Origin of the sequence: Streptomyces sp. NBC_00659, from assembly GCF_036226925.1 — a bacterium.
Classification (GTDB): domain Bacteria; phylum Actinomycetota; class Actinomycetes; order Streptomycetales; family Streptomycetaceae; genus Streptomyces.
Genome location: NZ_CP109031.1, coordinates 1098246 through 1116517, shown reverse-complemented (window position 1 = coordinate 1116517; position 18272 = coordinate 1098246). Strand labels below are relative to the sequence as shown.

General features: G+C 70.8%; 16 protein-coding genes. 13 read left to right on the top strand and 3 right to left on the bottom strand.

Annotated features, from left to right (window positions below):
• Nucleotides 1-77: 77 nt before the first annotated feature.
• Both galE and OG410_RS04715 read right to left on the bottom strand, forming a co-directional pair.
• On the bottom strand, nucleotides 78-1133 hold the full coding sequence (gene galE, locus OG410_RS04720) for a UDP-glucose 4-epimerase GalE (RefSeq protein ID WP_329297953.1): 1056 nt from the start codon (nucleotides 1131-1133) through the stop codon (nucleotides 78-80).
• Between the two features lie 282 nt (nucleotides 1134-1415).
• A complete protein-coding gene (locus OG410_RS04715) occupies nucleotides 1416-2165 on the bottom strand; it encodes an MBL fold metallo-hydrolase (protein WP_329297952.1) in 750 nt (249 codons plus the stop codon).
• Nucleotides 2166-2411: 246 nt separating this feature from the next.
• On the opposite strand from OG410_RS04715, the gene OG410_RS04710 reads away from it, so the two are divergent.
• The gene (locus OG410_RS04710) at nucleotides 2412-4421 is read left to right on the top strand and encodes a lectin (protein ID WP_329297951.1); all 2010 of its coding nucleotides are present in this window, start codon (nucleotides 2412-2414) and stop codon (nucleotides 4419-4421) included.
• 396 nt (nucleotides 4422-4817) lie between these two features.
• Entirely contained in the window at nucleotides 4818-6920 is a 2103-nt protein-coding gene (gene fusA / locus OG410_RS04705; protein ID WP_329297950.1) for an elongation factor G, read from the top strand.
• Between the two features lie 112 nt (nucleotides 6921-7032).
• Here fusA and OG410_RS04700 read toward each other — a convergent pair whose 3' ends face one another.
• Nucleotides 7033-7437, bottom strand: a complete 405-nt coding sequence (locus OG410_RS04700; protein WP_329297949.1) for a cupin domain-containing protein — start codon at nucleotides 7435-7437, stop codon at nucleotides 7033-7035.
• A 233-nt stretch (nucleotides 7438-7670) separates the two neighbouring features.
• On the opposite strand from OG410_RS04700, the gene OG410_RS04695 reads away from it, so the two are divergent.
• The 11 genes from OG410_RS04695 (at nucleotide 7671) to OG410_RS04645 (ending at nucleotide 18271) form a co-directional block, all read left to right on the top strand.
• Nucleotides 7671-8231, top strand: coding sequence for a carboxymuconolactone decarboxylase family protein (locus OG410_RS04695; protein WP_329304017.1), 561 nt, complete (start codon nucleotides 7671-7673; stop codon nucleotides 8229-8231).
• 38 nt (nucleotides 8232-8269) lie between these two features.
• Nucleotides 8270-9808 (top strand): sugar ABC transporter ATP-binding protein, encoded by a 1539-nt coding sequence (locus OG410_RS04690; protein WP_329297948.1) that lies wholly within the window; start codon nucleotides 8270-8272, stop codon nucleotides 9806-9808.
• Nucleotides 9805-10818 (top strand): ABC transporter permease, encoded by a 1014-nt coding sequence (locus OG410_RS04685; RefSeq protein ID WP_329297947.1) that lies wholly within the window; start codon nucleotides 9805-9807, stop codon nucleotides 10816-10818. The genes OG410_RS04690 and OG410_RS04685 overlap by 4 nt, the downstream gene beginning before the upstream one ends.
• Nucleotides 10819-10926: 108 nt before the next feature.
• The gene (locus tag OG410_RS04680) at nucleotides 10927-11892 is read left to right on the top strand and encodes a sugar ABC transporter substrate-binding protein (RefSeq protein ID WP_329297946.1); all 966 of its coding nucleotides are present in this window, start codon (nucleotides 10927-10929) and stop codon (nucleotides 11890-11892) included.
• A gap of 227 nt (nucleotides 11893-12119) precedes the next feature.
• Nucleotides 12120-13031 (top strand): LysR family transcriptional regulator, encoded by a 912-nt coding sequence (locus OG410_RS04675; protein WP_329297945.1) that lies wholly within the window; start codon nucleotides 12120-12122, stop codon nucleotides 13029-13031.
• A gap of 165 nt (nucleotides 13032-13196) precedes the next feature.
• Entirely contained in the window at nucleotides 13197-14120 is a 924-nt protein-coding gene (locus OG410_RS04670; RefSeq protein WP_329297944.1) for a VOC family protein, read from the top strand.
• Nucleotides 14121-14208: 88 nt separating this feature from the next.
• Complete coding sequence (locus OG410_RS04665) at nucleotides 14209-15657, top strand: NAD-dependent succinate-semialdehyde dehydrogenase (protein WP_329297943.1); 1449 nt, start codon at nucleotides 14209-14211, stop codon at nucleotides 15655-15657.
• Between the two features lie 5 nt (nucleotides 15658-15662).
• Nucleotides 15663-16460 carry a fumarylacetoacetate hydrolase family protein gene (locus tag OG410_RS04660; protein ID WP_329297942.1) on the top strand — a complete coding sequence of 266 codons (798 nt, stop codon included), beginning with the start codon at nucleotides 15663-15665 and terminating at the stop codon, nucleotides 16458-16460.
• Complete coding sequence (locus tag OG410_RS04655) at nucleotides 16457-16828, top strand: VOC family protein (RefSeq protein WP_329297941.1); 372 nt, start codon at nucleotides 16457-16459, stop codon at nucleotides 16826-16828. The genes OG410_RS04660 and OG410_RS04655 overlap by 4 nt, the downstream gene beginning before the upstream one ends.
• A gap of 49 nt (nucleotides 16829-16877) precedes the next feature.
• A complete protein-coding gene (locus OG410_RS04650; protein WP_329297940.1) occupies nucleotides 16878-17660 on the top strand; it encodes an alpha/beta fold hydrolase in 783 nt (260 codons plus the stop codon).
• Complete coding sequence (locus OG410_RS04645; protein WP_329297939.1) at nucleotides 17657-18271, top strand: GlcG/HbpS family heme-binding protein; 615 nt, start codon at nucleotides 17657-17659, stop codon at nucleotides 18269-18271. Before OG410_RS04650 ends, OG410_RS04645 begins: the two co-directional genes overlap by 4 nt.
• Nucleotide 18272 lies beyond the last annotated feature (1 nt).

The following is an 18272-nucleotide window of genomic DNA, read 5'->3' as shown; positions in this document are numbered from 1 at the left end:
CCCACGGACACGGAGCAAGACCCACGGCCGTGGAGTCAGAGTCACAGCCGCGGTGTCGGAGCGGGGCCGGGCGGGTGTCAGCCCTTGCCGGACGAGCGCCGGGCGGACCCGGCGTAGCCTTGCGGGTTCAGTTCCTGGAACCGCCACGCGTCCCGGCACATGTCGGCGAGGTCCCGCGAAGGGTGCCAGCCCCAGGCGCGCCCCACGGCCGAGGCGTCCGCCACGAGTTCGGCGACATCGCCGGGGCGGCGCGCGACCATCTCGTAGGGCACGGGCCTGCCGCACTCCGCGGAGAAGGCGGCGATCACGTCGAGGACCGAACTACCCCTGCCTATACCGAGGTTGTACACGCGCATGCCCTGTTCGTCGGCGAGGCGGTCGAGGGCGACGCGATGCGCCTCGACGGTGTCCATGACGTGCAGATAGTCGCGGATCGCCGTCCCGTCCGCCGTGGGGTAGTCGTCGCCGAAGACACGGAGGCGTTCCCGTCGCCCGATGGCCACCTGGGCCAGGTTCGGCAGCAGGTTCTCCGGAGAGCCGGCGGGGTCCTCGCCGAGAAGCCCGCTGGGATGGGCGCCCGCCGGATTGAAGTACCGCAGACACAGCACGGTGTACTCGGGGTGACGGTGGCAGACGTCGGCGAGGATCTGCTCGCAGATGAACTTGGAGGCGGCGTAGGGATTCGTCGGCCGCGCCGGGGTCGACTCGTCGAGCGGTCCGTGGCCGGCGTCGCCGTACACGGAGCAGGACGAGGAGAAGACGAGCTGGTGCACGTCGTGCTCGTGCATGGCGTTCAGCAGCGCGGTCGTTCCGCCGACGTTGGTGTCGTAGTAGTCGATGGGCATCCGTGTCGACGTGCCGACGGCCTTGTGCGCGGCGAAGTGCACGACGGCGTCCACTGAGTGGCGGTCGAAGACGGCCGACAGGGCGCGTCGATCACGGATGTCCAGTTCGTAGACGGTGCCGAGGAAACGGCCCGCGATGCGTTCCACGCGGGCGAAGACCTGGGGACTGCTGTTGGAATAGTCGTCGACCACGATCAACTCGTAACCGTGGTCGAGCAGTTCGACGCAGGCGTGACTACCGATGAATCCTGCGCCGCCCGTGACGAGAATGGTCGAGGGGGCGCTCATGGGCCCGGCTCCTTCGTGCGCGCGGGCGGCGATCGGAAGGCGAGCGTCGCATCGGCACGGCAGGCCCGGTGCCCGGGGGAGGGGCGGACCGGTGCCCGGGGATCCCGGCTCCGGCGGCCCCGCTCCCGGAAGATTCCGCGCGACTGGGCTTGCCGTGCGCCATGGTGCGACGCTCCTGAGTGAAAGCAATGGACGACGACGTATGTTTACGACGTATATGTACTACTTTCCCCCCGCCTGTCCCTTGCGTCAAGCGGCGGCGGCGCCCGCCGCCGGGCTCCGTCAGCCGGCCAGCTCCCGGGCGCGACGCGCGGCCTCGCGGACCGGGGCGCGGTGCACGGGCCCGTGCCCGGGCAGCAGCACATCGGCGGCGAGGGCCTCGACGCGGTCGAGCGAGGCGAGCGCCCCGGCGCGCTCGGTGTCGAACATCCTGGGCAGCAGCTGGGGCCCCTGAATCCGCGAGGTGGGGTGACCGCTCACCAGGGCGTCGCCGGAGATCAGTACTCCGGCCTCCGGCAGGTGGTAGACACAGTGGCCGGGCGTGTGGCCCGGAGTGTGCACCGGGACGGGCCGGCCGGGCAGGTCGAGCGGACCCTCGTGCGGGAATGCCTCGGGCTTCGTCATGGCCACGTCCGTCGTGCCGCCGGAGCGCAGGGCGTGCACCATCCAGGGCAGCACGCCGGGGCGCCACACCTGCCGCAATACCTGTCCGACGCTCACCTGGTGGAGGAACTCGCGGCGCGCGTGGGGCACTTCGGCCTCGTGGAGCTGGACCGGAGTGCCGTAGGTGCGGTTCAGGAACTCGGCGGAGCCGAGGTGGTCGCTGTGGGCGTGAGTGATGAGCACGGCCGTCACCGCCTCGGGCTCGTGCCCGAGGGCCTTCAGCGACGCCAGAAGGTTCTCGCGGTCGCCCGGATAGCCCGTGTCGATCAGGGTGACCGAGTCGCCCTCGGACAGCACCACCCAGTTCGTGTTGCTGCCGTGCACCAGATGCACTCCGGGTGCTGCTTCGACGATCGCTTCCGCGCGCATGACCATCCTGACGTCGGACAACTGCTGATGCCCAGGGGGCTCTGACAGGGCGAAAGGTATCGCGAGCGCGTTTCCGGCGGCGCACGGCCGTCGCTTCCCGCCCGCCCCGCGCCCCGCAGGGTGGTGCGGAGGTGAACGGCCTTGTGCAGCACGGGACTTGACGTGGTGCGGTCAAGGCGCTGCCATATGGCGAGCCGCGTTCGCTTTTGTTCGACTCTGCGAACAAACCCCTCAAGGGAGAGCCGCATGTCCCCTCTTTCGAACATGCTCTGTCTGGCACGCCTCCTCAGACGCGCCGGTGTCCATGGCGTCGTCCTGCTGCTCACCGTCGCCGCGCTGACCGGTCTCGGCCGCCCGGCCGCGCCGCTGCGGGCCACTCCGGCCGCCGTCGCCACCACCCAGGCAGCGGTCACCCCGGCCCCGATGGGCTGGGCGTCCTGGAACAGCTTCGCCAGTGCGATCGACTACGCCACCATCAAGGCCCAGGCCGACGCCCTCGTTTCCTCCGGCATGGCCGCCGCCGGATACAGGTACGTCAACATCGACGAGGGCTGGTGGCAGGGTGCCCGCGACAGCAGCGGCAACATCAGTGTCGACACCGCCCAGTGGCCGGGCGGCATGAAGGCCATCGCCGACTACATCCACGGCAAGGGTCTCAAGGCTGGCATCTACACCGACGCCGGGAAGAACGGCTGCGGCTACTACTACCCGACCCCCTCCACGACCCCGGCCGCCCCCGGCACCGGTCTGGAGGGCCACAACCAGCAGGACCTCCAGACCTTCCAGAACTGGGGCTTCGACTTCGTCAAGGTCGACTGGTGCGGCGGCGACGCCGAGGGCCTCGACCAGGAGACGACGTACAAGGCGATCCGCGACGCGAACACCGCGGCCACCGCGGTCACAGGCCGCCCGCTCGTCCTGTCCCTGTGCGAATGGGGCACGGGCAACCCGTGGAACTGGGCCGCCGGCACCGGAGACCTGTGGCGCACCAGCACCGACATCGTCTACTGGCCCGACAACCCCTCGATGACGAGCGTCCTCGCGAACTTCGACAAGTCGCTGCACCCCGCCGCCCAGCACACCGGCTTCTACAACGACCCCGACATGATGACCGTCGGCATGACGGGTCTGAGCGCCGCCCAGAACCGTACCCACATGGGACTGTGGGCCATCTCCGGCGCACCGCTCCTCGCGGGCAACAACCTGGCCACCATGAGCGCGTCCACCAGATCGGTCCTCACCAACTCCGAGGTCATCGCCATCGACCAGGATCCGCGCGGTCTCCAGGGCGTCAAGGTCGCCGAGGACACGACGGGCCTTCAGGTCTACAGCAAGGTCCTCTCCGGCACCGGGAAGCGCGCGGTCCTGCTGCTGAACCGCACGTCCGCCGCCGCCGACGTCACCGCCCGCTGGACGGACATGGGCCTGACGACGGCCGCCGCCACCGTTCGCAATGTGTGGACCGCCACCGACGCCGGTTCCCACGCGACGAGTTACACCGCCGCCGTACCCGCGGGCGAGGCCGTCCTGCTCACCGTCGGCGGCACCGAGGGCTCCGGGACCACGTACGAGGACACCACCTCGGCGACGACCCCCACCTTCACCGGCGTCAGCACGTCCGCCGCCGGCACCCGGCTGGTCGACATCAGCTACGCCAACGGCGGTTCCACGGCCCGCCGGGCGACACTCCAGGTCAACGGCCAGTACGCGCAGACCCTCGCCTTCCCGCCCACCGGGTCGACGGGCACGTACCGCACCGTCTCCGTCCTCGCCTCGTCGGCCAAGGGCTCCAACACGCTGAAGTTCGCGGCGGCTTCGGGCACGGCGCCCGACATCGACGCGGTCACGGTCCGCGCCCTGCCCGGGACCGACGGCACCGCGATCGTCGGCACCGGCTCCGGGCGCTGCCTCGACTTCTTCAAGAGCGCCATCGCGAACAACACCCAGGCCGAACTCTGGGACTGCGGCGGAGGCCAGAACCAGACGTTCACCGCCACCTCCCGCGGCGAACTCGTCGTCTACGGCAACAAATGCCTCGACGCCTACAACAGCGGGACCGCGAACGGCACCCGGGTCGTCCTGTGGGACTGCAACGGCGGCACCAACCAGAAGTGGACCCTCACCTCCGGCGGCACCGTCACCAGCAATGTCTCCGGCCTGTGCCTCGACGCGTCGGGCAACGGCACGGCGAACGGAACACCGATCGTCCTGTGGTCGTGCAACGGCGGATCGAACCAGCGGTGGAGCCGCAACTGAGCCGGCACACCGCACCCGCCCACCGGACCGGTCACGGAAAACCCGGTGCCGAGCCCCGGCCCGGTTCCCTACACTCGCCACGGAATCGCACACCACCGCTCCCGGTGCCGTGTGCGCCGTGACGAACGAGGGGAGCCGGGCCGTGCGTTACCGCACCGCTGTCGTCGTCCCCCCGTCACAGTACGAGGTGATCCTCGTGTCCTTGTGGGCCCGGTACCGGCTGCGCGGCCGGAACCGGACGCCCGCGACGACTCACTGACCTCCGCCCGCACGGCGGCGACCGCACGCCCGGTCGCCGTGCCCCGTGCCTGCCGGAGCTCCGCCACCGCCTGATCCCAGGCGTGTCGTCCGGGAATCGCGCCGACCCGATTCCGGATCGTCCGAAAGGCCTCGGCCGTGCGTACCGACCTGCACCGTCACCTCACCGGCTCTGTCACCAGCCCCCTCGCCGCCGTCCGCAACCTGGGCATCCTCGCCCACGTCGACGCCGGGAAGACCACCGTGACCGAACGGATCCTCTACCTCACCGGCACCATCCACAAACGGGGTGAGGTCCATGACGGCACCACCGTCACCGACTTCGACTCCCAGGAGCGCGACCGCGGCATCACCATCTTCGCCGCGGCCGTCACCTGCGCCTGGGACGGCCACCGGATCAACCTGCTCGACACCCCCGGCCACGTCGACTTCTCCGACGAGGTGGAGCGCTCGCTCCGCGTCCTCGACGGAGCCGTCGCGGTGTTCGACGCCGTGGCGGGCGTCGAGCCGCAGAGCGAGTCGGTGTGGCGGCGGGCCGACCGGCACGGCGTCCCGCGGATCGCCTTCGTGAACAAGCTGGACCGCGCGGGCGCCGACCTGGACACCGCCGTCGACTCGATCCGTGAGCGGCTGCATCCGACGCCCCTGGTCGTCCAGTTGCCGATCGGCACGGAGGACGCCTTCACGGGCGTGGTGGATCTGCTGCGGATGCGCGCGCTGGTGTGGGCCGACGGCGCCGAGTCGGCCGAGGAGATCCCGGTGCCGCCGGAGCTGCTGGAGGAGGCCCGACGGCGACGCCGGCTGCTGGAGGAGGCGGTGGCGGAACTTCATCCGGCGGCCCTGGAGGAGTTCTGCGCCCGTTCCACCCTCTCGGCGGGGACCCTCACGGCCGCGCTCCGCGACCTGACCCGGACCGGCGAGGGCGTGGTCGTGCTGTGTGGCTCGGCCTACCGCAACCGCGGTGTCGAACCGCTGCTGGACGCCATGGTGGCCTACCTGCCCTCGCCGCTCGATGTGCCCGCCGTCCGCGGCACGCACGACGGCGCGGAGCAGGAACGGGCGGCGAACCCGCAAGCGCCGTTCGCGGGGCTGGTGTTCAAGGTGAACGCCACCGCCACCGGACGGATGACGTATCTGCGTGTCTACGCGGGCACGGTGGAGAAGGGACAGACGGTGCTGGACGCGGGAACGGGACGCACCGAGCGGATCGCCCGCATCCTGCGGGTACGGGCCGACCGTCACGCCGAGCTGGAGCGCGCGGTGGCCGGGGACATCGTCGCCGTGATCGGGCCGAAGTCCGCCCGGTCCGGCGCCACCCTGTGCGCCCCCGCGGCGCCGTTGCTCCTCGAACCGCCGGTCGTCGCCGATCCGGTGGTGTCCGTGGCGGTCGAGGCGCGCAGGAGCACCGAGACCGACCGTCTGGCGTCGGCGCTGGTCCGGCTGGCCGAGGAGGACCCCTCACTGGTCGTCCGCACCGACCCCGAGACCGGGCAGACGGTGCTGTCGGGCATGGGAGAACTGCATCTGGAGGTGGCGGTGGAGAAGATCCGGCGCGCCCACGGGCTCGACGTCGCCGTCGGGCGGCCGAGGGTGTCCTACCGGGAGACGGTGGCCCGCGGGGTGTCGGGTCTGGTGTACCGGCATGTCAAACAGGACGGCGGCGCGGGGCAGTTCGCCCATGTCGTCCTCGACGTGGAGCCGCTGGGGACGGACCCCGGCGGTCCGGAGGGGACGGCGACGGACTTCGTCTTCCGGTCGGCGGTCGTCGGCGGCCGGGTGCCGCAGGAGTACGTCCGTGCCGTGGAGGCGGGCTGCCGGGACGCGCTCGCCGAGGGTCCCCTCGGCGGTCACCCGGTGACCGGGCTGCGCGTCACCCTCACCGACGGGGCGACCCACGTGAAGGACTCCTCGGAGACGGCGTTCCGCGCGGCCGGCCGGTTCGGGCTGCGTGAGGCGCTGCGCGCCAGTGCGATGGTCCTGCTGGAGCCGGTGGCCGAGGTCACCGTCACCGTGCCCGAGGACGCGGTGGGCGGGGTGCTCGGCGACCTCGCGGCCCGGCGCGGCCGGGTCTCGGGCTCGCTCAGCCGCGGGAGTACGTCGGTGATCACCGCCACCGTGCCGCTGGCCGAACTCTTCGGCTACGCGACCCGGTTGCGCAGCAGGACCCAGGGCCGGGGCGTGTTCACCACCCGTCCCGCCGGTCTCGCCCCGGCCCCCTCCCAGAGCGCGGCCGCCCGGTAACCCGGCGCGGTCCCGCTCCTGACGACGGCCCCGCCCCGACAAGGGCGGGGCCGTCCCCGCCCTTGCAGCCGGCGGCCGCACCCCGCGGCCGCCGGCATCCCCCTCCGGCCGCTCAGCCCATCTGGTCCTCGTCCGAGAGGTGTTCGACCGTCTTCCCGGTCTCGGTGAAGGTGCGTGTCACATGGCCCGAGGAGTAGACCCACAGGATGCGCAGCGGGCGGTCGCCGATGTTCCTGAAGAGATGGGGGACAGGGGAGGGGACGTAGGTGGTGTCGAATCGCCTCAGCCTCGTCACCTCGCCGTCGACGACCACCTCCGCCTCGCCCTCCAGGATCGTCACGTGCTCGTCGCAGTTGTGCGAGTGCAAAGGCGCTCCGGAGCCGACCGGGTAGACGCTCATCCCGCTGGTGATGCGGTTCTCCCCGCCCGCGGAGCGCGTCGTGATGAGCGGCGTCGTCACGACGGCCCCGCCCCGGTCCAGCAGGGGCACGGACGCGGCTTCGATGATCGTGGCCATCCGGAGTTCCTCTCCCGTCGAGGGTGATGCGTCGACCGACGTTAGGTCGCGTCCCCGTGAACGGGTGCCGTCCGGCGTGCAGTTTTACCTTGCATTCCGGGAAGGGTGAGCTTCCCGCACCCGGCTGTACCGTCGGCTGGCATCGCACGGCATTCCCGTACGTGCCGGAAACACGCCGGAAAGAAAAGGCAGGTAGCAGCCACATGAGGCTCCCCGTTCTGACCGATGAGGACATGGAACCGCGCCAGCGGGAACTGGCCGCCCGCATCGCCGGCCGGCGCGGCGCCGTCCGTGGTCCCTTCCGGGTCTGGCTGCACAGCCCGGAGATGTGCGAGCGCGCCGAATCCCTCGGCGCCTTCGCCCGGTTCGACTGCAGTCTGCCCAAGCACCTGCGCGAACTCACGCTGTTGATGGCCGCCCGGAACTGGGACGCGCAGTACTCCTGGAACGCGCATGTGGACCAGGCGATCGAGGCCGGTGTCCCCGAGGCCGCAGTCAAGGCCGTCGCCGAGAACCGCGAGGCGGTCTTCGAGGACGAAGCCGACCAGGCCTTCTACCAGTTCTGCCGGGAGGTCCTCGTCGAGCACTTCGTGCGCGACGAGACCTTCGCCCGGGCGCTCGGCCACTTCGGCCCCAAGGGCCTGGTGGACACGATCGGCGCGCTCGGTAACTTCACCATGCTCGGGATGTGCCTGAACACCTTCCAGGTGGATCTCCAGGCCGACCGCGAGCCCCCGTTCCCCGGCATCCGCGGCTACGGGCGGCTCGGCCACGACGACGGACCGCGGCCGTGACCACCCTCACGGACCGGGACGCGCAAGGAGGCGCCGCCGTGACCCCGAGGAACCCGACGACGACGCCCGCCGGTGACGCCGGGACCGCCCGCGGACCCGTGCTCCGCGTCCGCGGAGTCACCAAGAGCTTCGGCGGGGCGGCGGCGCTCACGGACGTGGACCTCGACCTGTACCCCGGCGAAGTCCACGCGCTGATGGGCATGAACGGCGCCGGGAAGTCGACGCTGGTGCAGATCCTCTCCGGGGTGCACCAGGCGGACTCCGGCTCCGTCGAGGTCGACGGCCACGCCCAGCACGGACTGACCGTACGCAGGGCGCGACGGCTCGGCATCGCCTCGGTCCCCCAGCGCCGCGAACTGGCGATGGGCCTGACCGTCGCGGAGAACGTGATGCTGGGCGATCTGCCCACCCGGCGCGGCGCCGTGCACTGGAGGGCCCTCAAGTCCGAGGCGGCGCACGCTCTTTCGGGGCTCGGCATCGACATCGACGTGGAGCGGACCGCCGGTTCGCTGACCGTCGCCGAACAGACCATGGTCGAGGTGGCCCGCGAGGTACGCCGCGGCGGCCGGATCCTGGTCCTCGACGAGCCGACCGCCTGTCTGAGCGCGGAAGCCGCCCGCCAGATCAGGCGGTTGGTGCACACCCTGCGCGACGAGGGCGTCGCCGTCGTCTACATCTCGCACTACATCGACGAGGTGATGGCCGTCGCGGACCGGCTCACCGTGCTCCGCGACGGAGCCGTCGTGCGCAGCGCACCGGCCGCCGAGCTCGATCCGGAGTCGCTGGTGCGCGCCATGGTGGGCCGGGACGTCGTCTCGCGGCGCGGCGAACGCCCCGCCCCCAAGGACGAGATCGGCCTCGCGGTGCGTGCTCTCCGCGACGGCCGGGCCGTCCGGGGCCTGGACGTCGAGGTACGCAGGGGCGAGATCGTCGCGGTGCTCGGGCCGGCCGGCGACGCGCAGTCCCGCCTCTTCGACCTGCTCTCCGGCCGGCGCCGCCCCGACACCGGGGAACTCCTCGTCGACGGCGTCCCGGTGCCGTTCGGCCGGGTGCGCGCCTCGCTCGCCGGCGGTCTGCGCTGCGTCACGGGCGACCGGAGGGCGCTGGGACTGGTCCCGGGCATGTCCCTGGACGAGAACCTGATGCTCGCCGGCGACCGCTTCGCCCGGAGGCGACTGCACCGCCGTGGCGAACTCGCCCGCCGCGCCCGCCCGTTGCGGCGCAGCTACGGAGTCGTCTCACTCGCCGGCAACCCGCCCGTGAGCGCCCTGTCCGGCGGCAACCAGCAAAAGGTGCTGCTCGCCAAGTGGCTTCAGACCGAGCCGGTCGCCTGCTTCCTCGAAGACCCCACGAACGGCGTGGACATCGCCGCCATGGCCGACATCCATGCGCTGATCGACGACCTCGCCTCCCGCGGCGCGGCCGTGCTGCTCGCGTCCTCGTCCGCCGAGGAGGTCATGCGGCTCGCCGACCGGGTGATCGTCGTCAGCGCGGGTCGCACGGTCGCCGAGTACGACATCACCGCCATCACCCGCGACGAACTCGTCGCCACCGCACTCGGAGGTCAACCCCAGTGAGCGTCAAGACACTTCCCGATGCCCCGGGGACCGCCGACCCGCGCGGCCGGAGGCGGCCGGGGGACCGGCTGGGTGCTCTGCGCCGCGCCCCGCACACCGGCCTGACCGCCGTTCTGGTCGTCGTGGTGGTGGCCACCGTGCTGCGGACCGACGCGTTCGCCACCGACACGAACGTGATCAACATCCTGCGGCAGGTGAGTGTCACCGCCGTGATCGCCGCCGGTCTGACCCTGCTCATGACGGCGGGCGGCATGGACTTCTCCATGGGCAGCAATGTCTCCGTCACGACCGCGCTCGGGGCGCAGCTGTTGTCGCACGGTCACTCCACCGTCTTCACCGTGGCCGCCACGATCGTTCTCGCCACGGTGATCGGCCTGGTGAACGGGCTGGTGGTGACGTTCACGAACGTCGCCCCGTTCGTCGTCACCCTGGCCACGGCCACCCTGCTCGACGGCGTCGCGCTGCTGGTGCTCGACAGCGTCAGCGTCTCCATCGGCACCAGGATGTTCTCGCTGGGCAACGACAAGATCCTCGGCATCCCCTATCTGCTGATCCTGGCCGTTCTGGTGCTCGTCGCGACCGCCCTGGTCATGCGGTTCACCGTGTTCGGCCGCGACGCCTACGCCATCGGCGGCAACGAGCACGTGGCCCGGCTCAGCGGTATCGACGTCACCGCGCGCAAGCTCACGCTGTACGCCCTCACCGGCGCCCTGTCCGGTCTGGCCGGCCTGATGCTGCTGTCCCGGCTCGGCTCCAGCAGCCCCGGCACGGGCGGTCTCTCCCTCCAGCTCACCGCCGTGGCCGCGGTGGTCATCGGCGGTACCTCGCTGGCCGGCGGCCACGGCACCGTGACCGGTACCGCGCTCGGCGTCGTGCTCCTCGGCGTCGTGGCCAACGCGCTGAACCTCCTTCAGGTCTCCAGCAACTACCAGCCGGTCTCCGTCGGCGGGGTGCTGCTCGTCGCGGCCGTCGCCAACGAGTTCCACAAGTCCCGGTCCGCGCGGAACTGAAGCGCCGCGACCGCATATCCATCTCCCGTGTTCCGCGGGCGATTTACCTCTCCCCGTTTTCCGCATGCGCTCCCCCCTGCCCTCGCCCGCCATGAAAGGCGTACGACCATGAGACTTTCCGTCCGTTCCCGCCGCGCACTGATCGCCGCGGCCGCCGGCACCACCCTGGTGCTGAGCGGCTGCGCGAAGAACGACAACACCGGTTCGGCCGGGGCGAGTTCCGGTTCCGTCACCATCGGATTCGTCAATGGCGCCGACACCGCGTTCCACACGTGTCTGCAGAAAGCCGTCGAGAAGACGGCGAAGTCGGAAGGGGCCAAAGTGTACACGGCCAATTCCCACCAGAACGCGGGAACCGAACTGTCCAACATCGAGGACATGATCTCCCGCAATGTCAGCGCGCTGATCGTGCAGACCGTCAATGTCGACTCGCTCGACGGAGACATAGCCAAGGCCAAGGCTTCCGGCATCCCGATCTACCTGACCTCGGTCGCCCCCGACCACGCGAACGACGTCCTGGGCGCGGCCGTCGTCGACCTCCAGAAGGTGGGCGCCCTGGACGCCGGCTGGGTCGTCAAGGACGCCGCCGGCAAGAACGTGAAGGTCGGTGTGATCGCGGGTGCGCCCGGTGCCGCCTCCGACCTTCTCGTCGGCGGGTTCACCAACGAGCTGCCGTCCACCGCGAAGGTCGTCGCGAACCAGCCCGGCATGTTCAACCCGGTCAAGGCCCAGGAGGTCGCCGAGAACATGATCCAGGCGCACCCCGACCTGGACTACGCCTTCGTCGCCAACGAGGAGATGGGCTTCGCCGTCCGCAAGGCGTTCGACGCGGCAGGCGCCGAGGACGTCCGGATCGTGACCGTCAACGGCACCGACGAGGGGCTGGCCGCCGTGAAGGACGGCCGTTTCTCCGCCACCGTGGCCAACTCGGCCATGGTCATCGGCCGGACGGCGGTGAAGAGCGCCATCGGTCTGCTGGGCAAAGAAAAGGTTGACAAGATTGCCAACATTCCACTTCTCTTGGTCACCAAGGACAACCTGACCAAGGCCCCGCAGTACTGCCCCACCTCGTAGCGCCCGCACGGTGAGCGGCGCCTTCCTCGGTGCGTCCCGAGCCGCCCGTCCCGTCGTCCCTGGAAGGTCCTCGCGGAGCCGCCCGTCAGGGCGTTCCGGACCGGCGCGACCCAGGCCCGTACCGCAGCGAGGCCTGCCCTGGGGAAGGAAGCACCGCCCGCACACCCGAACGACCGGCACCGCCGCCGGGGCCCACCCCTGGCCGTAGTGGGCCTCCGGAGGAAAACATGGACCGCTTGCTCCTCATGCACAGCTTCGTCACCGTCGCACAGGTCGGCAGCTTCAACGGCGCCGCCAAGAAGCTGGGCTCCTCCGGCTCCCTGGTGTCGCGCCATGTCGCCGAACTGGAACGGCAGGTGGGCGTCAGGCTCGTCAACCGCACGGCCCGTTCCGTCAGCCTCACCGAACCCGGCCAGCGCTACGCCGACTTCGCCGCGCGCATCCTGGAGGAGATCGAGGCCGAGGACGCGGGGATAGCCCAGCTGCACGACCGCGCGGAGGGCACGCTCAGCATCATCTGCCCCAAGTGGATCGGGAGCCTGGATCTCGGTGACGCCATCGCGGCGTTCTCCGCCTCCCACCCGAAGATCCAGGTCCGCTTCGAACTGGGAGGCATGTCCGACCGGACCTACGACTTCCTCGACAGCGGATTCGACGTGGCCTTCCACACCCGGGACCTGAGGGACTCCAGCGTCCGGCTCAAGAAGATCGCCTCACTGCCGTTCGTCCTGTGCGCCTCCGAGGAGTACCTCGAACGCGGCGGCCCGCTCACCGAGCCCAACGAGATCGCCGCCCACGAGTGCCTCGTGCACGTCAACGACCCGGTCTGGCGCATCGGCCACGGCCACGCCTCCACCCTGCACAAGATCCGCAACGTCGCCTTCTCGTCGAACTCCTACATCGCCCTGCAGAAGGCCGCTGTACACGGGCGCGGTATCGCCCTGCTGCCCCAGCGGCCGGCGTACGACGACCTCATCTCCGGCGCTCTTCAGGTCCTGCTGCCCGAACTCGCGGTCCCCGACCGTCCCTTGTACGCGATCTACGGCCCCGGACAGGGCACTCCGCGCAAGGTCAGCGTATTCCTGGATTTCCTCACCACCTGGTTCTCCCAGAATCCCATTCCGGTGATCCGTTCCTAGAAGGCGTCCGCACGGAACTGTCCGCACCGAGCCGCCCGTACGGAACTGTCCGCGCGGGGTTCTCCGGCCGCAAGAAACGATTGCGTATTCGGTCGAGCCGTGACCGTTGAACCCGCCGCCGCCCGAAACCTACGCTCACCAGGCGACCCGCGAAACGAGGAACCCATGGGAATCCAGAGAATCGAATCGGTCACCTACGGCATCGACGACCTCGGCGAATGCGTCCGGTTCTTCGACGACTTCGGGCTCTTCCTCCTGGAACGGACCGACGAACACGCCGTGTTCGAGACCCGCACCGGCCAGACCCTCCACCTCGACACCGCACCGGGCGCACCGTTCCCGCCCCCGGTGGAGGACGGGCCCACCCTGCGGGAGGTGGTCTGGGGCGTCGACACCCCCCAGGAGCTGGAGCGCCTGGTCGCCTCGGCCGGCCGCGACCGGCCCGTCCGGCAGGACGCCGCAGGCGTGTTCCACACCGTGGACGAGACCGGCTTCGGGGCCGGTCTGACCCTCGCCCGGCCCCGGCCCGCCGACGTCACCCCCCGGCCCGCCAACGCGCTGGGCAGCGTCACCCGCTGGAACACCGCGCTGGAGCCGATCACCCGCGTACACCCGCTGCGCATGTGCCATGTCGCGCTCAACATCCCCAAGGAGGGCCGCGAGGAGGCCGTCGCCTTCTACGTGGACCGCCTCGGCTTCCGGCCGACCGACGTCGTCGAGCCCATGGGCGTCTTCATGCGGGCACCGGGCGACGACGACCAGCACACCATGCTGCTCTGCCACCGCCCCGACAAGGCAGGCGTCAACCACATCGCCTACGAGGTCCCCGGCTTCGACGACGTCGTCGAGGGCGGCAACCACATGATCGACCGGGGCTGGCGCGAGGCCCGCAGACTCGGCCGCCACACGGTCGGCTCCAACGTCTTCCGCTTCGTGCACGCACCCTGCGGCGGGCGCGTCGAGTACGCCGCCGACATGGACCGCGTCGACGACTCCTACGAGACGCGCGTCCACACGGTCACCCCGCCGCACCACATCTGGGCCCTGCGCACCAACCGCGACCAGCAGGACGCCGCCCCCGCCTCCTGACCCGCGCTCCGCCTCCCGCCCCGCCGCCCCGGCCTCCGAGCCGTGGGCTCCCACCGTCTCGTCCGCCGGCCTGAGAGGGCTCCCACCCATGACCACCGACCACGGATATCCCGCCGTCCGCCTGCACATAGCGGGGCAATGGTGCCCGGGCGGCACCGGACGCACCGCCCCGATCGTCAACCCGGCCACCGAAGAGGTGATCGGAGAAGTCCCCCTCGCCACCACCGGCGACCTGGACCGCGCTCTCGACGCCGCCGCACGGGGATTCAGGATCTGGCGCGACACCCCCGTCGCCCGGCGCACCGCGATCCTGCACACCGCCGCCGACCTGCTCACCGAGCGGGCCGCCGAGGTCGGCCGGATCATGACCCTCGAACAGGGCAAGCCGCTGGCCGAGGCCACCGGGGAGGCCCGCCGCGTCGCGGACACCCTGCGCTGGCACGCCGACGACGCCCGCCGCGCCTACGGCCGCATCATCCCCTCCGCCCCGGGCACCCTGCTGTCCGTACGCCGTGAACCGATCGGCCCCGTCGCCGCGTTCGTCCCGTGGAACTTCCCGGCGGGCGGACCGATGCGCAAGATCTCCTCGGCCCTCGCCGCGGGCTGCTCCATCGTCATCAAGGCGTCCGAGGAGACCCCGGCCACGGCCGCCGCCCTCGTCCGCTGCTTCGTGGACGCGGGCCTGCCGGCAGGTGTCCTCAACCTCGTCTTCGGCGAACCGGCCGAGGTGTCGGCCCACCTGATCGCCTCGCCCGTCATCCGTCTCGTCGCCTTCACCGGCTCGGTCCCCGTCGGCAAACTGCTGGCCGCCGCCGCGGGCGAGGTCATGAAGCCGTCCCTGATGGAACTGGGCGGCCATGCCCCGGTGATCGTGTGCGCGGACGCCGACCCCGCACGCGCCGCCCGCCGCGCCGCCCAGGCCAAGTTCGCCAACGCCGGCCAGGTCTGCACCTCGCCGAGCCGGTTCCTCGTCCACGAGAGCCTCGTCGACGACTTCACCGCCGAGTTCGTGAAGGCGGCCGAGGCGGTCGTCGTCGGCGACGGTCTGGCCGAGGGCACGACCATGGGGCCCCTCGCCAACGAACGCCGGCTGCGGGCGATGGAGCGGCTGACCGCCGACGCCGTACGCCACGGCGCCACCGTGCGCACCGGCGGCGAACGGCTCGACCGCGCGGGCTACTTCTTCGCGCCGACCGTCCTCACCGACGTGACCCCGGACGCGGACCTGATGCGCGAGGAACCGTTCGGGCCGCTCGCGCCCATCACCGCGTTCGGCGACCTCGACGCGGCGCTGCGCACCGCCAACGAACTGCCCTACGGTCTCGCCGCGTACGCCTTCACCGAATCGGCGGCCACCGCCGAACACCTGGTGCGCGAACTGGAGGCGGGCATCCTCTCGGTCAACCACTGCGGCGGCTCGGTCCCCGAGGCACCCTCGGGCGGTGTCAAGGAGAGCGGCTACGGCAGGGAGGGCGGGCCCGAGGCGCTGGAGGCCTATCTGGTCACCAAGCGCGTCTCCCACCTCCTGGCGGGCTGAACACCATGAGGTACACCCGTGTGTCGGCCGGCGGACGGGCGGTATGGGGCCGCGTGGGGGAGGAGGACATCGAGCTGCTGTCCGGGTCCCCCCTGAAGGCCATGGACCGGCACGGGTACGACGACCCCGGCCTCACCGTCATCGGCACCGTGCCCCGGGCCGAGGCCGTCTGGCTTCCGGTCGTCGTCCCGCCCGTGTTCTACGCCGTGGGCCTGAACTACCCACGCCACATCGCGCATTGCGGAGCCGAGGTCCCCGCACGCCCCGAAGTGGGCTACCGGGCCAACAGCGCTCTGACCGGCCACGGATCGCCCATCGTCAAACCGGCGGACGTGTCCGGCCGCTTCGAGGCCGAACCCGAACTCGTCGCCGTCATCGGCCGTACGCTGCGGCACGCCACGTACGAGGAGGCCCGCGCCTCGGTCTTCGGCTGGACGATCGGCAACGACGTCAGCGCCCGTGACTGGCAGCACCGGGACCGCACGTTCTGGCGCAGCAAGAACAGCGACACGTTCAAGCCGATGGGTCCCTGGATCGAGACGGACGTCGACGCCCTCGCGCAGACGACCACACTCCGGGTCAACGGCGAGGAACGGGCCGTGTTCCCGACCGGCGACATGGTCTTCGACCCGTACGACTACATCGTCGAGATCACCCGGCACATCACCATGCGCCCCGGCGACGTGCTGTGGATGGGCGCCGAGTCGGCCTGCCGGATCGAGCCCGGGGACACCGTCGACATCGAGATCAGTGGTATCGGCGTGCTCTCCAACCCCGTACATCCAGAAGGGAATTCCGTATGAGCAAGGCCCCGCGCTACATCCACCACGTCAACTTCCCCACCACCGACCCCGATCGCACCGCCGAGTGGTACACGAAGGTCTTCGGGATGAAGCGGATCATGCCCAAGTCCAACACCAGGGTCGTTCTGTTGACCCGCGGCAACTTCGACCTCCACTTCACCCCGGTCGAGGAGATGGAGCGCATGGCGCCCTACCACTTCGCCGTCGAGGTCGACGACTGGGACGAGTTCCTCGCCCATCTGAAGGAACTGGGCATCCGGCACACCCGCCCGATCGAACGCCCCGAGAACCAGTCCAAGTTCTGCTACATCCACGACCCCGACCACACCATGATCGAGCTGGTCTTCCACGGCAGGCGCACCGACTGAGCGCGCGCGGCCAGGATTCCCCTCCCCCGTACCTCCAGGAGTTCCCTCCATGCCTTTCGCCGACTCCGACGGCACCTCCCTCTACTACGAGCGCCACGGCAGCGGTCCGGTGATCCTCTTCGTGCACGGCAGCGGCGGCAACCACGCGGCCTGGTGGCAGCAAGTGGCCGCGCTGCGGGACGAGTTCACCGTCGTCACCATGGACCTGCGCGGCTTCGGCAAGTCCGACTCCTCCATGCCGGAGTTCGACGGCCAGGACTTCCCCGGCGACGTCCTCGCCGTCCTGGACGCCGAGGACCTCACCGATGTGATGCTGGTGGGCCAGTCCATCGGCTCGGTGGCCGCCCTGCGCGCCGGCCTGCTGCGCCCCGACCGGGTCGGGGCCGTCGTCCTCGGCCACTCCCTCGGCGGCATCAGCCACCCCGAACTGCGCGAACTGGCCGCGGCCGACCGCGCCGAGGCCGTCAAGCTGCCCGTCATCGACCGGCTGCTCACCCGGCGCTTCCAGCGCGAGCACGCCGACCGCACCTTCCTCTTCCAGCAGATGGGCACCTTCAACGTCGCCCGGATGGCCGACCTGCGCAACCTCGACACGGACGGCCCCTCGCTGCGGGACATCGAGGCGTCGGGCGTCGAGATCGCCTTCCTGCTCGGCGAGAAGGACGCGGTGCTCAGCGTGAAGACCGTGACCCGCGCCCACGAACTGCTCCCGGGCTCCCGCCTGGAGATCGTCCCGGAGGCCCCGCACTCCATGTACTGGGAGACACCGGGCCCGTACAACCGGGCCGTCGCGCACCTGCGCCGCACCCTCGGACAGAAGGAAGCCGCATGAGCAGCCTCACCCTCGACGCCGCCGATGAGATCGTCGCCGCCGCGCTGAAGCGGGCCCGGGCACTCGGGAAGGCGGTCAGCGTCGCCGTGGTGGACGCGGGCGGCTTCGTCGTCAGTGTCCGCCGCTGCGACGGCGCCCGCCCCCTCACCCCGGACATCGCCCGCGCCAAGGCGTACACCGCGGCCGTGATGCAGCGTCCCGGAAAGATGCTGAAGAAGTGGCAGGAGAGCCAGCCGGTCTTCTTCGCGCAGCTCTCCCAGCTCCCGGGCGCCGCCCTGCCCATCATGGCCACCGAGGGCAGCGTCACCATCAAGAAGGACGGCGAGATCATCGGCGGACTCGGCATCGCGGGCGGCACCGCGGACGAGGACCAGCGGGTCGCCGACGAGGTCCTCGAATCCCTCGGCTACGAAATGGAGTTCGCGGCCTGGGGTGTCGCGGGCACGGCGGCAGGCGACGACGCGAAGACACGGAGCCCCGAGCGCCCCGAGACGGCACGGAACGCCGACGGCGCCGAGAGGGAACGGAACGCCGAGCACACCGAGAGGGCACGGAACGCGGACAGCCCCGAGCAGGCACGGAACACCGAGAACACCGAGAAGGGTGCCTGAG

Coding starts and splice junctions, on each gene's coding strand:
- galE (WP_329297953.1), bottom strand. CDS start 1,133: ATGAGCGCCCCCTCGACCATTCTCGTCACGGGCGGCGCAGGATTCATC.
- OG410_RS04715 (WP_329297952.1), bottom strand. CDS start 2,165: ATGCGCGCGGAAGCGATCGTCGAAGCAGCACCCGGAGTGCATCTGGTG.
- OG410_RS04710 (WP_329297951.1), top strand. CDS start 2,412: ATGTCCCCTCTTTCGAACATGCTCTGTCTGGCACGCCTCCTCAGACGC.
- OG410_RS04700 (WP_329297949.1), bottom strand. CDS start 7,437: ATGGCCACGATCATCGAAGCCGCGTCCGTGCCCCTGCTGGACCGGGGC.
- OG410_RS04695 (WP_329304017.1), top strand. CDS start 7,671: ATGGAACCGCGCCAGCGGGAACTGGCCGCCCGCATCGCCGGCCGGCGC.
- OG410_RS04680 (WP_329297946.1), top strand. CDS start 10,927: ATGAGACTTTCCGTCCGTTCCCGCCGCGCACTGATCGCCGCGGCCGCC.
- OG410_RS04675 (WP_329297945.1), top strand. CDS start 12,120: ATGGACCGCTTGCTCCTCATGCACAGCTTCGTCACCGTCGCACAGGTC.
- OG410_RS04670 (WP_329297944.1), top strand. CDS start 13,197: ATGGGAATCCAGAGAATCGAATCGGTCACCTACGGCATCGACGACCTC.
- OG410_RS04665 (WP_329297943.1), top strand. CDS start 14,209: ATGACCACCGACCACGGATATCCCGCCGTCCGCCTGCACATAGCGGGG.
- OG410_RS04660 (WP_329297942.1), top strand. CDS start 15,663: ATGAGGTACACCCGTGTGTCGGCCGGCGGACGGGCGGTATGGGGCCGC.
- OG410_RS04655 (WP_329297941.1), top strand. CDS start 16,457: ATGAGCAAGGCCCCGCGCTACATCCACCACGTCAACTTCCCCACCACC.
- OG410_RS04650 (WP_329297940.1), top strand. CDS start 16,878: ATGCCTTTCGCCGACTCCGACGGCACCTCCCTCTACTACGAGCGCCAC.
- OG410_RS04645 (WP_329297939.1), top strand. CDS start 17,657: ATGAGCAGCCTCACCCTCGACGCCGCCGATGAGATCGTCGCCGCCGCG.